15 protein-coding genes are annotated in these 13,986 nt (G+C 62.9%); 8 read left to right on the top strand and 7 right to left on the bottom strand.

The features are described 5' to 3' along the window. Positions 1–22: 22 nt before the first annotated feature. From ACVOK8_RS08280 to ACVOK8_RS08255, 6 genes are all read right to left on the bottom strand, one after another. Positions 23–2,086 carry an acyltransferase family protein gene (locus ACVOK8_RS08280; protein ID WP_481566418.1) on the bottom strand — a complete coding sequence of 688 codons (2,064 nt, stop codon included), beginning with the start codon at positions 2,084–2,086 and terminating at the stop codon, positions 23–25. Between the two features lie 62 nt (positions 2,087–2,148). Further along, positions 2,149–2,817, bottom strand: a complete 669-nt coding sequence (locus ACVOK8_RS08275) for a DUF2058 domain-containing protein (protein ID WP_481566417.1) — start codon at positions 2,815–2,817, stop codon at positions 2,149–2,151. A gap of 8 nt (positions 2,818–2,825) precedes the next feature. Then, positions 2,826–3,065, bottom strand: coding sequence for a SlyX family protein (locus ACVOK8_RS08270; RefSeq protein WP_481546294.1), 240 nt, complete (start codon positions 3,063–3,065; stop codon positions 2,826–2,828). After that, positions 3,058–4,407, bottom strand: a complete 1,350-nt coding sequence (locus ACVOK8_RS08265; protein WP_481566416.1) for a UDP-glucose dehydrogenase family protein — start codon at positions 4,405–4,407, stop codon at positions 3,058–3,060. Before ACVOK8_RS08265 ends, ACVOK8_RS08270 begins: the two co-directional genes overlap by 8 nt. Positions 4,408–4,433: 26 nt before the next feature. Then, the gene (locus ACVOK8_RS08260; protein ID WP_481536382.1) at positions 4,434–5,414 is read right to left on the bottom strand and encodes an FKBP-type peptidyl-prolyl cis-trans isomerase N-terminal domain-containing protein; all 981 of its coding nucleotides are present in this window, start codon (positions 5,412–5,414) and stop codon (positions 4,434–4,436) included. Positions 5,415–5,499: 85 nt separating this feature from the next. Continuing rightward, the gene (locus ACVOK8_RS08255) at positions 5,500–6,009 is read right to left on the bottom strand and encodes a glutathione peroxidase (RefSeq protein ID WP_481536390.1); all 510 of its coding nucleotides are present in this window, start codon (positions 6,007–6,009) and stop codon (positions 5,500–5,502) included. Between the two features lie 185 nt (positions 6,010–6,194). Between ACVOK8_RS08255 and ACVOK8_RS08250 the strand changes: the two genes are divergently transcribed. The 7 genes from ACVOK8_RS08250 (at position 6,195) to ACVOK8_RS08220 (ending at position 10,608) form a co-directional block, all read left to right on the top strand. Then, complete coding sequence (locus tag ACVOK8_RS08250) at positions 6,195–6,437, top strand: hypothetical protein (protein ID WP_481532337.1); 243 nt, start codon at positions 6,195–6,197, stop codon at positions 6,435–6,437. A gap of 3 nt (positions 6,438–6,440) precedes the next feature. Then, positions 6,441–6,803: a GntR family transcriptional regulator gene (locus tag ACVOK8_RS08245; protein WP_282269510.1), complete on the top strand. Its 363-nt coding sequence runs from the start codon at positions 6,441–6,443 to the stop codon at positions 6,801–6,803. After that, positions 6,800–7,672 (top strand): ABC transporter ATP-binding protein, encoded by an 873-nt coding sequence (locus tag ACVOK8_RS08240; RefSeq protein WP_481566415.1) that lies wholly within the window; start codon positions 6,800–6,802, stop codon positions 7,670–7,672. The genes ACVOK8_RS08245 and ACVOK8_RS08240 overlap by 4 nt, the downstream gene beginning before the upstream one ends. Further along, positions 7,669–8,649 carry an ABC transporter permease gene (locus tag ACVOK8_RS08235; protein WP_481513836.1) on the top strand — a complete coding sequence of 327 codons (981 nt, stop codon included), beginning with the start codon at positions 7,669–7,671 and terminating at the stop codon, positions 8,647–8,649. Before ACVOK8_RS08240 ends, ACVOK8_RS08235 begins: the two co-directional genes overlap by 4 nt. 21 nt (positions 8,650–8,670) lie before the next feature. Then, positions 8,671–9,495 (top strand): DUF4097 family beta strand repeat-containing protein, encoded by an 825-nt coding sequence (locus ACVOK8_RS08230; protein ID WP_481566414.1) that lies wholly within the window; start codon positions 8,671–8,673, stop codon positions 9,493–9,495. 29 nt (positions 9,496–9,524) lie between these two features. Further along, positions 9,525–10,109, top strand: coding sequence for a DUF2884 family protein (locus ACVOK8_RS08225; RefSeq protein ID WP_481566413.1), 585 nt, complete (start codon positions 9,525–9,527; stop codon positions 10,107–10,109). A gap of 70 nt (positions 10,110–10,179) precedes the next feature. Further along, on the top strand, positions 10,180–10,608 hold the full coding sequence (locus ACVOK8_RS08220) for a hypothetical protein (RefSeq protein ID WP_481566412.1): 429 nt from the start codon (positions 10,180–10,182) through the stop codon (positions 10,606–10,608). A gap of 135 nt (positions 10,609–10,743) precedes the next feature. Here ACVOK8_RS08220 and ACVOK8_RS08215 read toward each other — a convergent pair whose 3' ends face one another. Further along, positions 10,744–12,153 carry a class II fumarate hydratase gene (locus ACVOK8_RS08215; protein WP_481566411.1) on the bottom strand — a complete coding sequence of 470 codons (1,410 nt, stop codon included), beginning with the start codon at positions 12,151–12,153 and terminating at the stop codon, positions 10,744–10,746. Positions 12,154–12,355: 202 nt separating this feature from the next. Between ACVOK8_RS08215 and purB the strand changes: the two genes are divergently transcribed. Continuing rightward, a complete protein-coding gene (gene purB, locus ACVOK8_RS08210; RefSeq protein WP_481566410.1) occupies positions 12,356–13,738 on the top strand; it encodes an adenylosuccinate lyase in 1,383 nt (460 codons plus the stop codon). Positions 13,739–13,986 lie beyond the last annotated feature (248 nt).

The raw sequence follows: 13,986 nt of genomic DNA, 5'->3' as shown, positions 1-13,986 counted from the left end.
CCGAACGCAGGATGCACTCGACTCAATGCACTTCCGTCGCCAGATGACTGCGGAATGAGGGCAGCAACGCTCGATTGCCGTGACCACTCAAGTGGTCACCGTCGAAATAGAGCGGCTTGCCCGCTTGCCCGGGCTGGCAGGTCTTCCCTGGACACAATACCGGCAAGGGGTCCCATACACTCGCGCCAGGCAGTGCGTGCGCAACTTGTCGCAAGCTGGACAACGCAGGAGCCCGTAGCGCCTCCATTCGCTCGCGCGAAACCGCCATGCCATTCACGCAGATAGGATTGCCACGATTGAACGCATCCGAACAACGGAACGGCGGCGCCCCCAACACCGGCTTTGGCGCTTCCAGGACGATCCGCACACCGCGATCGGCCAAGGGCTTGAGCTCGGCGATTGCAGTGCGCACGTCGATAGCACGCTGGGCGGCAGATGCCTCACTCTGCACCGCTGAAAACGCCTGCTGCTGATCGAACAACCCGTACTGCTCAACCAGGCGCGGCACCCGCAGACCAGGCAGGAACAAGACGTCACCGGTACGCGCCTGCGCAGCAACGTCGGCGAGCGTGCTTTGCACGTAGGCATTGCAGCCCGGATCGGCTTGTTGCCGGCCCTGCAATCCGACCAGCGCGCAGCCGGTGTTGGCGTACAGACGGGCCTGTCCACCGTCGAGCAGAACCACGCGGCGGAGCATTTCGCCATAAGCCAGCGCATGCGAGTCGCCAGCCACGAACAGGCGCCGCTCGTCCCCCGGCCCTGCAGCGCACTTGCCGCGCTCGAACTGCTGTACCTGGCCACCCGCTACCGGCAGGCGCGACACCACGAGTTCGCAATCAGGGAATTCCTTTTTCAAACCTTTGGCAGACGGGTACCAGTCCAGCGGATGGCGACTGACCGTACTCAAAGAGATGTGCTTGGCAGCGCGCTCCAGTTGTTTCTGCACGCCCATACCCAGCAGCAACACCATCACGCCGCCGGCCACCCAGCGCAGATCCGGGCCACGCCAGCGCCTGCCAAAGCGCAGCGGTTGCTCGACCCAGCGCCAAGACAGCCAAGCCAACATCGCCGTGCAAGCCAATGCCAGTGCACCGGTGAACAGCGAGTCCAGACCAAGCGTCCAGCGGAACAGCACGAATACCGGCCAATGCCATAGATACAGCGAGTATGACATCCGCCCTATCACCAGCATCGGCCGCGCCGAAAGACTGCTACCAATCCAGCCGGCGGCGGAACGGTGCAACAGCCCCAGCAACCCCAACGTGCCAAGCACCGGCCACAAGCCATCGATCCACGGTGAGTGACCGGGGCGCGCAGCCCACAGACCGTAGGCCAGCAAGCTGGCGCTGCCCAACTGCAACAGCATGGACCAAAGCCCTGTTGGACGCGCTTCACTGTCCGTACGCCCACGCATATCGAGCAGCTGGAACAGCAGCACGCCCGCACCCAACTGCCAGAACCGCGTGGTGGTCTGATAGAAGGAGGCGATCTCTTGCCCGCCCTGCAGCGCGCGGCTTATCGCAAACAGCAGCGACCCGGCCGTGGCCAGGCCAAACAGCAGCATCGACAAGCCCCTACCCCGCCCGCCTTTGAACCAAGCCATGAACAACAACGGGAACAGCAGGTAGAACTGCTCCTCCACGCCCAGCGACCAAGTATGCGTGTAAGGGTTGAACTCACTACGGGGCGAGAAATAGTCATTGCCCGTGCCCGCCAACACCCAGTTGCTCAGCCCGACAAAGGCCATGCGCCCTGTCTTGCCGCCGGTTTCGCTGAGCCAGGATTCGGGAATGAACAAAGTGCTCAGCAGACCGGTTGCCAGCAGACACACCACCAGCGCCGGCATGATCCGGCGCATGCGTCGCGCATAGAAGGCCAACATCCCCTTCCAGCCGATGAACCCGGAAGTTCGCGCCACTGACGCGCTGACCACGTAGCCGGAAATGACGAAGAAGACATCCACGCCGGTAAACCCGCCCGGCAACCAGCTCGGATTGAGGTGGTAGAAGATGACAGCGAGCACGGCAATGGCCCGCAGGCCGTCAACGTGGGGGAGATAGCCTTCCTGCTTCAACTGTCCCTGCATCATTTTCCCCGTTAAAAAAACGGGCGCCAGCGGCGCCCGTTATCTGCATCATAGCCAATCGTTTACCAGACCAGATCGTCCGGCACCTGGTACTGCGGGTCCGCGTACGGATCAGCATCTGCCGGAGCATTCGGGTCGACCTTCAACGCCACGGCCTGGGTGAAGATATCCTCGGCCTGCGCCAACACTTCGGCTGTCACCAGCAGGTAGCGACCGTTTTGCTGCAGCACACCGAGCTCACCAGCGTTGAGCGCCTTGAGCTGATCAGCGTTGACGTAGACGCGCTTGATCTTGCCGCCGTACGGGAAGTGACGGGCAATGTCGGCGTTGGGATCATTCAGCCCCTTGTCCTTGATCAGCTCATCGAGCTTGGCGCGCGCTTCACGGCGCAGGCGTGCTTCTTCCTGCTTGGCCTGTTCGGCCTGGATCCGTTCGTCCTTTTCCTTCTGCGCACGGATCGCATAGGCCTTGGCCAGGTCGATGTCTTCCTGTGAGCGTGGCTTGCGCGGACCCTGCTGCGGCCTGCCCTGCCCGGGCTTGCCCGGATGGGACGGCTTGCCGTGCTGCGCCGGCTTGCCTGCATGAGCAGGCTTGTTGCCTGCCTGCTGTGGTCGGCCTTGGCCAGGCTTGCCCTGCGGGCGGCCATCACGGCGCGGTTCCGGCTTGCGCTCCGGTTTGGGAGCAGGCTTGAAACCCAGCCCTAGCAGCTGGTCGCGAATATTGTCACTCATAGGAAATATCAGTAGTGCGGGGGCGGTGGTTCATCGGCGGCGTCGGCGTACAACGCCGTGCGCACCTTGCCCAGGTCATCAAGTAGGTGGCGCAGCAGATCAGCGTTGCGCGAGCCCTGCATGCGGGCATCAGCCAATGCTTCGCTCATCTCCGCCAACGCGTGCTCCTGGAAGGAGACACGCATCTCCAGTTCAACCAGACGTGCTTCCAGCGCTTGCTCGCGCTGCTCGGGAGTTGTTTCATGCATGTACGGAACGCCCTCGACCTATGCCGTAATACGCCAGGCCTGCGGCTTCGATTTCAGCCGGGTCGTAGAGGTTACGGCCATCAAATACCACCGCATCACCCAGCGCTTCGCGCATGCGTGCAAAGTCCGGGCTGCGGAACTGCTTCCACTCGGTGACTACCACCAAAGCGTCTGCATCATGCAGAGCTGCAAATGCGGAGTCGCAGAAAACCAAGTCCTCGCGCTCACCAAAAACGCGACGGGCCTCGTCCATGGCTTCTGGATCAAACACCTGCACCTTGGCACCGGCTTCCCACAACTGCGCCAACACGCGCCGGCTCGGTGCCTCGCGCATATCGTCGGTGTTTGGTTTGAATGCCAGGCCCCACACGGCGAAGGTCTTACCGCGCACGCCTTCGTCCTCACCGCGGTCGTAGTGCCGCTGGATCAGCTCGAACAGATGGCCCTTCTGGGCTGCATTTACCGCCTCGACCGCATTGAGCAGCTGTGGCTGGTGGCCATGCTGGGCAGCAGTACGCGCCAAAGCCTGCACGTCCTTGGGGAAACAGGAGCCACCGTAACCAGCACCTGGATAAATGAAGTGCCAACCGATACGTGGGTCAGAGCCCATGCCCTGGCGCACCTGCTCGATATCGGCGCCTACACGCTCGGCGATATTGGCAATCTCATTCATGAAACTGATCTTGGTCGCCAACATCGCATTGGCGGCGTACTTGGTCAGTTCGGCCGAACGCACGTCCATTTCCACAACACGGTCGCGGTTGCGGTTGAACGGCGCATACAACCGCCGCAACACTGCAACCGCATGGGCGTTGTTGGCACCAATGACGATACGATCCGGGCGCATGCAATCTGCGACCGCATCGCCTTCTTTCAGGAATTCGGGATTGGAGACCACATCGAAGGCGATCTCCTGCCCGCGCGCTGCCAGCTCTTCAGCGATGGCAGCACGAACCTTGTCAGCGGTACCTACCGGCACCGTCGACTTGTTGACCACTACCGTGGGCCGCGCCAGATGGCGGCCGATGGTGCGGGCCACTGCCAGCACGTACTGCAGGTCGGCGCTGCCGTCTTCATCCGGCGGCGTACCGACCGCGATGAAGATCACTTCACCGTGGTCGATGGCCTTCGCCGCGTCGGTGGTGAAGGCCAAACGCCCGGAGGCGTAGTTGGCCTTCACCATCGGCTCCAGGCCAGGTTCGTAGATCGGGATGATGCCCCGCTCCAAACCGTCGACCTTGGCCTGGTCGATATCGACGCAGACCACATCGTGCCCTACTTCCGCCAAGCAGGTCCCGGTAACGAGACCCACATAGCCGGTTCCGAAAATAGCTACACGCATGGTTGCGCCTACTCCGTAACTCAGCCTTACGGCATGATGCCCAGCAACTCGACGTCGAAGCTCAACGTCGCGTTCGGACCAATCGGACCACCCTGGGTACCGGCTTCGCCGTAGGCCAGTTCGCCCGGAATCCAGAAACGGTACTTGGAACCGACCGGCATCAGCGCCACGCCTTCGGTCCAGCCCTTGATGACCTGGTCCAGACCAAAATCAACTGGCTGACCGCGCTGGTAGCTGCTGTCGAACACTTCGCCGTTGAGCAGCTTGCCTTCGTAGTTCACACGCACGCGGCTGCTGGCCATCGGGCGCTCGCCGCTGCCGGCGCGGATCACCTGATACTGCAGGCCCGAAGCGGTGGTCACCACGCCCGGCTGGGTCTTGTTCTTGGCGAGGAAGGCATTGCCTTCTTCACGGTTGGTCTGAGCGGCCTTGCCGGCCTCAGCCTTCATTTCAGCTTCCTTGGTGGCGCTGAATGCCTGCAGCACGCCCTGCGCCTGCTCGTGGGTCATCAGCGGGGTGCCCTTGGCGAACACGGTGCTGATGGCCTGGAAGACGGAATTCAGATCAATATCATTCTTGATGCGTGCCAGCGACGGACCAACGGCAAAGCTGCCCAGCATCAGGCCGACCTTTTCGCGGTCAACCGACGGCGGTGCACTGCCCGGTGCCATGCCCGGAACCTGCTGGCCCGAACGGGCCATCATCACGGTGCGCAGCGCCTGATCGGTCTTCTGCGCATCTTCCTGCGACAACAGCGGCTGGCCGCCAGCAAAGGCGTTCTCAACAGCGCGGCGCATTGCGGCCACGTCTACTTCCGAGGCAACCGGCTCAAACGAGCTGGCCACGTCGATGCCGATGGCGTAACCAATCTTTTCACGATCCGAGGTCAAAACAGACTTCTCCTTGGTCGCCGCCGCAGCGGCAGGTTGTTGCGAAAAAACGACCCCGGGGGCCGCCATCGCCAAAATCAGAAGCGACGCAACCGCGCCACGCTTTCCCATCTTCATTCGCTGCATTCCTGGAAGTGAACAAACGCCACCGGCGGCGCGAGGGGCGATATTGTCGCACGCGCACCGCAGATGTCGAGGCGCGTCAGCGCTGTGGTGCCGCTGCGGCCAGCGCGCGATCGATTGCCGCACGCAGTTCCGGGTCATCCGGCTTCACCTTGCTTGGAAACTGCGCCAGCACGCGCCCATCGCGGGAAATCAGATATTTATGAAAGTTCCAGCCCGGCGCAACGCCACTGAGGCGGGTCAGGTCCTGGTACAGCGGCGTTGCCTCCGGTCCAATCACATGCACTTTCTCGAACATGGGGAACTTCACCCCATAAGTAAGTGTGCAGAACTCCTGGATCTGCGCCTCGCTGCCCGGCTCCTGGCCTTTGAAATCATTGGACGGGAAGCCCAATACGGCAAAACCACGCGGTGACAACTCCTGTTGCAATGCCTCCAGGCCCTCGTACTGCGGGGTGAATCCGCACTTGGAGGCCGTATTCACTACCAACAACACCTTGCCGCCATACGCGCGATTCAGGTTCACCTCGTCTTTTCCGGCCAGAGAACGGAAATTACGGTCCAGCAGGGGGCCTGCCGCCGCATCCATGGCGCCCCCGACACCTGCAATAAAAGCAATTGAAATCAATAAATTACGAATACTCACTAGATTCTCCTGGGCGCTGCAAGCAGGTTGGGGGCGTCATATGCCATCAGTTGGGTAGGAAGCAGTTGCATGTCGGCGTGTCGGTGTTATAGTTGCATACAACACCAGCCACCCTACACAGGGGCCTCATGAACACCAAGCACGGCAGACACGCTCTCCACGCACTGATGGTCACAGGCACCTTGCTGTTGCTGGGTTGCTCTACCTCCCTCGGCAACGGCCTTGCCGATGCCAAGGATTATGCAGCCCAGGTGGGCGGTGATGGGCAGGATGCCGAGGAAACCCCCAAAGCGAAACGACCGGCCCGGCGTATGCGGACCAGTCTTTCGATGCCTTACTTTTCTTTCGCACAGCTGAATTCGCGGAGCTGACCCATGAGCGATATCCAGTGGAGCGATGGCGCTCCCATTTACCGCCAGCTGAAGGATCGCGTGATTGCGATGATGCTGGACGGGATCCTGAAGCCGGGCGACGCCCTGCCCTCGGTACGCCAGGTAGCGGCCGAGTACCAATTGAATCCGATCACGGTATCGCGTGCCTATCAGGAATTGGCCGACGAAAACCTGGTCGAGAAACGCCGTGGCCTTGGTATGTTCATGACCGAGGAGGCCGCCCAGAAGCTGCGCGGCAACGAGCGTGATCGTTTTCTCAATGACGAATGGCCAGCCGTGCTGGAGCGCATCCAGCGCCTGGGCCTGACCATGGAAGATTTGCTGCCACCGGGGACCACACTATGAACGCCGCCGTCGAAGCCGTCGTTTCCGCCAAGGGCCTGCGCAAGGCCTACAAGCAGAAGCCAGCGCTGGACAACACCAGTTTCACCATCGAACCGGGCCGTATCGTCGGCCTTATCGGCCCCAACGGTGCCGGCAAGACCACGGCACTCAAAGCCCTGCTCGGCCTGACCTCGTTTGACGGCGACCTGCAGGTACTGGGCATGGACCCGCGCAGCCAGCGCGACGATCTGATGAATGAGGTCTGCTTCATCGCCGACGTGGCGGTGCTGCCACGTTGGTTGCGGGTCAAAGAAGCCATCGACTTTGTTGCCGGTGTGCATCCGCGCTTTGACCGCGCCCGTTGCGAACGCTTCCTGGCCAACACCAAGCTCAGCCCCAAACAACGCGTGCGGGAAATGTCCAAGGGCATGGTGGTACAGCTGCATCTTGCCCTGGTGATGGCCATCGACGCCAAGATTCTGGTATTGGACGAGCCCACCCTGGGCCTTGACATCATGTATCGCAAGGAGTTCTACCAGCGCCTGCTGGAGGATTACTTCGACGAGCAGAAGACCATCATCATCACCACCCACCAGGTGGAAGAGATCGAGCACATCCTGACCGACGTACTGTTCATCCGCGACGGCTCGATCGTGCTGTCCTCCGACATGGAGGCACTGGCCGAGCGTTACACCGAGCTGCTGGCCTCGGCCGACACACTGCAGGCCGCCCGTGCCCTTGGTCCGATCGAAGAACGCGCCCTGCCATTCGGCAAGACCGTGCTGCTGTTTGATGGCGCCAACCGCAACCAACTCGCCGCCATGGGCGAAATCCGCACCCCCGGCCTGGCCGACCTGTTTGTGGCCACCATGAAGGGAACCTACGCATGAACGCCGCTCACCACATCACCCCGCTCGGCAAGTTCAAATGGCTGCTCAAGCGTGAGTACTGGGAAAACCGGGGCGGCTTCGTCTGGGCCCAGGTCATCACCGGCGGCATCGCCATCCTGTTCGCCATCATCGGCGCGCTGATTGGCGTGTTCGCCGCACGCAATTCCGATGGCATCAACCATACCGGTGATGTCAGCGAATACCTCAAGGTCATGGGCGCGTTCGGCGATGGCCTGCTGCTGGCAGGCATCTTCCTGGCCTCGTTGATCCTGGCCTTCGTCGTGTTCTTCTACGCGCTGGGCAGCCTCTACGACGACCGTCGCGACCGCAGCGTGCTGTTCTGGAAGTCATTGCCGGTCTCCGACACCCAGACCGTGCTGTCCAAGGCACTGTGGGCGTTGGTGCTGGCACCGCTGATCGCGATGGCCATCGGTCTGGCTGTTGGCCTGGTGCTGTGGGTAGTCGCCATGCTGGGCGCGGCCGGTGCCGGCGCCACCAGCCCCTGGGCGATTGCCACCCACTCACACCCGTTCCGCATCCTGGGCCTGGTACTGAGCACGCTTCCGGTAAGCCTGCTCTGGGCACTGCCAACCGTGGGCTGGCTGATGTTCTGCTCGGCGCTGGTGCGGACCAAGCCGTTCCTGTGGGCGGTACTGATCCCGCTGCTGGCCTGCACCATGATCAGCATCCTCGGCGCCATGCCGGGCGTGAAGCTGCCGCTGGGCTGGATCTGGTACACCGTTGCCTACCGCGGCCTGCTCAGCGTGTTCCCGTCATCGTGGCTGCCTCGCGGTTTGACCGACACCAACATCAGTGACAATGATCTGCAGACGCCGGCCGATCTGGTGCAGTGGTTGCTGCAGCATCACAGCCTCAGCAAAGTACTGTCCAATCCCGACATCTGGATTGGCGCGGTTGTCGGCATCGCCCTCATCGTCGCAGCTGTTTACCTGCGCCGCCGTCGCGACGACATCTGAAGCTCGATCAGGAGAATGTTCATGCACAAGACGTTTGTACTTGCCGCATTGCTGGCTGCGCCGGGCGCAGCCTTCGCCAGCCAGCCCTGCGCGTTTACCGCACCGCAGTCGCTGAACCTGGACCTGGGCGGCAGCAAGACCGTGATGTTCGAAGTGAACAGCCACGATCTGCGCCTGCAGGCCAGCCCGGGTGCGAAAGCGGCCATCAGTGGACGCGGCTGCGCTTCCAGCCAGGAACTGCTGGACCAGCTCTCGCTGAGCCAGCGCAAGGTTGGCGACAAGTTGGTGGTGACGCTGGAGCGCCGCAACCAGGGGCTGAACATCAACATGGGCCACACCTACGCCTACCTGGACCTGACCGGCAGCCTGCCGGACGACATCCTGGTACAGCTCAAGGTCGGTTCCGGTGATGCCTCTCTGGTCGGTGCCAAGAGCATGAGCGCCGACGTGGGTTCTGGCGATGTCAGTGCGCGTGACATCAAGGGTCTGGCAACGGCGGCAGTGGGGTCAGGCGATATCGAGTTCCACAACATCGGCTCGCTTCACGTACTTTCGGTGGGCTCCGGCGACGCCAGGATCGACGGTGTCCGCGGCGACGCCCGGGTTGGCACTGTCGGCTCCGGCGATGTCGAGCTGCAGGGCGTGCAAGGCGCAGTCAGCATTGAAAGCATCGGCTCGGGCGATGTCGATGTACGTGACAGCCGTGGCGCGGTGAGCCTGGGCTCGCTGGGTTCGGGCGACCTGGACGTCCGTGGCGCCGCCAGCCTCAAGGTTGACCGGCTTGGCAGCGGCTCGGTGAATCACTCCGGCATCAGCGGCAGCGTCGATCTGCCCAAAAAACGCTAATCCCTTCCAATCGCAACGGAACGCACACCATGAAGATCCTCAACGCATCCCTGCTCGCCTTGGCACTGACAATCCCGTTGGCCGCCTGCGGCGAAAAGCCTGCGGCCAATGGAACGAGCACCGATACCACCGTTGGCGCCAAAGTCCGAGAGGCCACCGACAAGGCCCGCAAGGAAATGGCCGAGGGCAATATCAGCATCGGCTCCGATGGCGCCAAAGTGGAGGTCACTCCGACCGGCGACCTGCTGATCAACGGCACATCCATCCCGCTCAACGACAGCCAGCGCGCCATCACCCTGCGCTACCGCGCGCAGACGATCGGCATCGCCGAAGCCGGCATCGATATCGGCGTGCAAGGTGCCAACCTGGGTGCGAAGGCTGCTGGCGAGGCAATCAAGGGCATCTTCTCCGGCAACTCCGAGCAGATCGAACAACGCATCAATGCCGAAGCGGACAAGATCAAGGCAAGCGCAGCCAAACTCTGCGACCAGTTGCCGGCGCTGCTGGCTACCCAGCAGCAACTTGCTGCGGCCGTGCCTGAGTTCGCGCCGTACGCAAAGATGGACCAGAGCAGTATCGACGACTGCCGCGAAGGCAATGTCCAAGCCCCCTGATCGACAGCCCTGAACTGCACTCTGGCGGGGGCGGTAGAATAACCGCCCCCGTCGTCGCTGCCCCGATGCCATGAACAAACTGTTGTTGTTGATCCTCGTCGCCTTCGCCACCCTGGCCACCGGCTGTGATCGCGAAAAGTACGCCGAGCACCGCAGCGAGCGCAGCAAGCCCAAGACCGAGGTCACCCTGGAACGCATCGCCATCCGCCGTGCGCCCTACCCCAACCTGGACATCCTGCCGGACGGCCGCCTGCGCGTGGATGACATCGTCATTCCCTTGAATGCCGAGCAGCAGGAACTACTGCACACCAGCTACGTCAAGCTGCAGATCCTGCGCCAGAACACCTTGGTGGATGCCGACCCGGCACTGGCACAGGAACGCACGCTTCCGCTGCAGATCCCGGAAGGCCAGTCGCCATTCCCGCCAGACCTGGCCCAGCACATTCCCGAGTTCAAAAAGTACGACGAAGCCCTGGCCAACCTGCGCGCCGTCCGCTGAGCTCTGTATTGCCGACCCATGGTCGGCAGAGGCTTTACCGGCAATACCTGAAAGCCGCCCTCACCCCAACCCCTCTCCCGTACACGGGAGAGGGGCTCAGGCCGCACTGCCGACCATTGGCCGACATTACGCCCCTCAATGATCGTGAATGCCACCCAGGGTCAACGCCGCCGGGTCCAGCAAGCGCTTCAACTCGGCCTCGGACAAACCGCTGTCCTCCAGCGCCACTTCCAGCACCGGCCGCTGTTCCTTGTAGGCGCGCTTGGCAATCGCCGCGGCCTTCTCATAACCGATGATCGGGTTCAGCGCAGTAACCAGAATGGGATTGCGGGCCAAGGCCTCACGCACCCGCTCCTGCTTGACCACCAGGCCCACGAACACCTTGTCGGCCATCAGCGTCATCACGTTGGACAGCAGCTGGATCGAATCCAGCAGGTTGGCCGCGATCAGCGGCAGCGCCACATTCAACTGGAAGTTGCCGGTCTGCCCAGCCACGGTGATCGCGGCGTGGTGGCCAATCACCTGTGCGGCCACCATCACCGTTGCCTCCGGAATCACCGGATTGACCTTGCCTGGCATGATCGAGCTGCCCGGCTGCAAGGCCGGCAGCTCCAGCTCGCCCAAGCCAGCCAGCGGGCCGGAATTCATCCAGCGCAGGTCATTGGCGATCTTGATCAGCGCCACCGCCAGCGCATTGAGCTGACCTGACAACTCGACCGCGTCGTCCTGCGCAGCCAAACCTTCAAACTTGTTGGCCGCACTCTCGAACTTGACCCCGGTGCTGACCGACAACGCCCGCGCTACCTTGCCACCAAAGCGCGGATCAGCGTTGATGCCGGTGCCGATCGCGGTGCCGCCAAGCGGCAAGCGACGCAGGCGCTTCAAGGCATCCTCGATGCGACCTTCGGCCGAGGCCAGCTGTGCCGACCAGGCACCGAATTCCTGGGCGAAGGTCAGCGGCATCGCATCCATCAGGTGGGTGCGGCCGGTCTTGACGATCTTGCCCAGCGTGCGGGCGCGCTTGTCGATGGTCTTGCGCAGGTGCTTCAGCGCCGGCAGCAGCGATTCCACCACCTCAAGCTGGGCCGAAACGCGGATGGCGGTCGGGATGACGTCATTGGAGCTCTGCCCCAGATTGACGTGATCGTTGGGATGCACGGCGGTCTTGCCGGCCTTGCCACCGTGGTTGGCCAGCGTGGCGATGACCTCGTTGGCATTCATGTTCGACGAAGTGCCCGAGCCGGTCTGATAAACATCGATCGGGAATTGGGCGTCATGCGCGCCGATGGCCACTTCGGTGGCCGCCGACTGGATCGCCTTGCCAACCCCCTTGGACAGCAGCCCCAGGCCGGTGTTGACCTCGGCCGCGGCGCCCTTGATCAAGCCCAGCGCACGGATGAAGGCGCGCGGCATGCGCTGCCCGGAAATCGGGAAGTTCTCGACCGCGCGCTGGGTCTGCGCGCCCCACAGGGCCTCGGCGGGCACCTGCAGTTCGCCCATGCTGTCGTGTTCGGTCCGGAAACCACTTTTGGAAACCTTGCTCATCATCTACTCCGCACTTCTTCATTGGGGGGAAAGGAAGCTGCGGCTGGCAATGGGCAGGCTTCCCTGGCTGGCGGCTGCGCACACCATACCCGTCATGTGCGGCAATGGCACCTGTAGCGGACGGGATTCAATGGCCCGCCAGCGGCCGTTGTCCCGGCAGCGTAGAATATGCGCCCCCGCCACTGCCCAACCGCCTGCCGCCATGACGGATACGTCCCGCCAAGAAGCCGCCCTGCTCGCCCTGTCCCCGCTTGATGGCCGTTATGCCGGCAAGGTCGACGCTCTGCGCCCGATCTTCTCCGAGTACGGCCTGATCAAGGCCCGCGTCAAGGTCGAGATCGAATGGCTGCTGGCGCTGGGCGCCGAACCGGGCATCACCGAGCTGACCGACTTCTCGGCTGCCGGCAAAGCCAAGCTGCGCGCACTGGCCGATGGCTTCTCGGTCGAGAACGCGGCCCGTGTCAAGGAAATCGAACGCACCACCAACCACGACGTCAAGGCCGTTGAGTACTTCATCAAGGAGCAGCTCAAGGACGACGCCGAGCTGGCACCGGCGCTGGAGTTCGTGCATTTCGCCTGCACCAGCGAGGACATCAACAACCTGTCCTACGGCCTGATGTTGGCCGAAGCCCGCGACAAGGTGATCGTGCCCGGTTACAGCGGCATCGCCGCCTCGCTGCGCACGCTGGCTCATGCCCAGGCCGAACAGCCGATGCTGTCGCGCACCCACGGCCAGACCGCCTCGCCGACCACCCTGGGCAAGGAACTGGCCAACGTCGTCGCCCGCCTGGAACGGCAGATCCGCCAGATCGGCGCGGTCGAGCTAACCGGCAAGATCAATGGCGCCGTCGGCAACTACAACGCCCACGTCGTGTCCTACCCAAACATCGACTGGCCGGCCTTCGCTGAGCGCTTCGTCACCTCGCTGGGCCTGGTGTTCAACCCCTACACCACGCAGATCGAGCCGCATGACAACGTCGCCGAGATCGGCGATGCCGCACGCCGCGCCAACACCATCCTGATCGACCTGTCGCGCGACATCTGGGGCTATATCTCGCTGGGCTACTTCAAGCAGAAGCTCAAGGAAGGCGAAGTCGGCTCCTCGACCATGCCGCACAAGGTCAACCCGATCGATTTCGAAAACGCTGAAGGCAACTTTGGTATCGGCAATGCCTTGTTCGAGCACTTCAGCGCCAAGCTGCCGATCAGCCGCTGGCAGCGTGACCTGACCGATTCCACCGTACTGCGCGCCGTCGGCACCGCCTTCGGTCACAGCCAGGTCGGCCTGGAGTCGCTGGCCAAGGGCCTGGGCAAGCTGACCGTGAACCCGGAGCGCTTGGACGCCGATCTGGACGCTGCCTGGGAAGTGCTGGCCGAAGCCGTGCAGACGGTGATGCGCCGCCACGGCCTGCCGAATCCCTACGAGCAGCTCAAGGCCCTGACCCGCGGTCACGGCATCACCGCCGATTCGATGCGCGAGTTCATCGAAACCCTCGAATTGCCGGCCGACGCCAAGCAGCGCCTGCGCGAGCTGACCCCGGGAGGCTATGCCGGCCTGGCGGCTGAGCTGGCCAAGGCGATCTGAGCAGCAGAAATGCTGGGTGCTTGAAGCCCTTCTCCCGCTCGCGGGGTGAGAGCAGCAGGCTGCGAACCATTGGTTCGCTGCTGCTCGAACGCCCTTGCGCCAGCGCAAGGGCCGGGGCGCGGAGCGGGGTTGGGATGAGGGGAAGCTTTTAGATGTAGTGCCGGCGCCCGGCGGGGGGGGGGGGGTGCGGGACTTGCGCATGCGCTGCGTGGGGGGCCCGACAACGGGAGTTGGTGGTGTACCCCCTG

The organism is Stenotrophomonas sp. STEN083, from assembly GCF_056759195.1.
Note: the sequence above shows the minus strand (reverse complement) of the source record. Positions and strands in the feature narration are given on the sequence as shown.

Excerpts from the sequence above, each read along its gene's own strand:
- ACVOK8_RS08280 (WP_481566418.1), bottom strand. The coding sequence starts at position 2,086 with ATGCAGGGACAGTTGAAGCAGGAAGGCTATCTCCCCCACGTTGACGGC.
- ACVOK8_RS08275 (WP_481566417.1), bottom strand. The coding sequence starts at position 2,817 with ATGAGTGACAATATTCGCGACCAGCTGCTAGGGCTGGGTTTCAAGCCT.
- ACVOK8_RS08270 (WP_481546294.1), bottom strand. The coding sequence starts at position 3,065 with ATGCATGAAACAACTCCCGAGCAGCGCGAGCAAGCGCTGGAAGCACGT.
- ACVOK8_RS08265 (WP_481566416.1), bottom strand. The coding sequence starts at position 4,407 with ATGCGTGTAGCTATTTTCGGAACCGGCTATGTGGGTCTCGTTACCGGG.
- ACVOK8_RS08260 (WP_481536382.1), bottom strand. The coding sequence starts at position 5,414 with ATGAAGATGGGAAAGCGTGGCGCGGTTGCGTCGCTTCTGATTTTGGCG.
- ACVOK8_RS08255 (WP_481536390.1), bottom strand. The coding sequence starts at position 6,009 with ATGGATGCGGCGGCAGGCCCCCTGCTGGACCGTAATTTCCGTTCTCTG.
- ACVOK8_RS08250 (WP_481532337.1), top strand. The coding sequence starts at position 6,195 with ATGAACACCAAGCACGGCAGACACGCTCTCCACGCACTGATGGTCACA.
- ACVOK8_RS08245 (WP_282269510.1), top strand. The coding sequence starts at position 6,441 with ATGAGCGATATCCAGTGGAGCGATGGCGCTCCCATTTACCGCCAGCTG.
- ACVOK8_RS08240 (WP_481566415.1), top strand. The coding sequence starts at position 6,800 with ATGAACGCCGCCGTCGAAGCCGTCGTTTCCGCCAAGGGCCTGCGCAAG.
- ACVOK8_RS08235 (WP_481513836.1), top strand. The coding sequence starts at position 7,669 with ATGAACGCCGCTCACCACATCACCCCGCTCGGCAAGTTCAAATGGCTG.
- ACVOK8_RS08230 (WP_481566414.1), top strand. The coding sequence starts at position 8,671 with ATGCACAAGACGTTTGTACTTGCCGCATTGCTGGCTGCGCCGGGCGCA.
- ACVOK8_RS08225 (WP_481566413.1), top strand. The coding sequence starts at position 9,525 with ATGAAGATCCTCAACGCATCCCTGCTCGCCTTGGCACTGACAATCCCG.
- ACVOK8_RS08220 (WP_481566412.1), top strand. The coding sequence starts at position 10,180 with ATGAACAAACTGTTGTTGTTGATCCTCGTCGCCTTCGCCACCCTGGCC.
- ACVOK8_RS08215 (WP_481566411.1), bottom strand. The coding sequence starts at position 12,153 with ATGAGCAAGGTTTCCAAAAGTGGTTTCCGGACCGAACACGACAGCATG.
- purB (WP_481566410.1), top strand. The coding sequence starts at position 12,356 with ATGACGGATACGTCCCGCCAAGAAGCCGCCCTGCTCGCCCTGTCCCCG.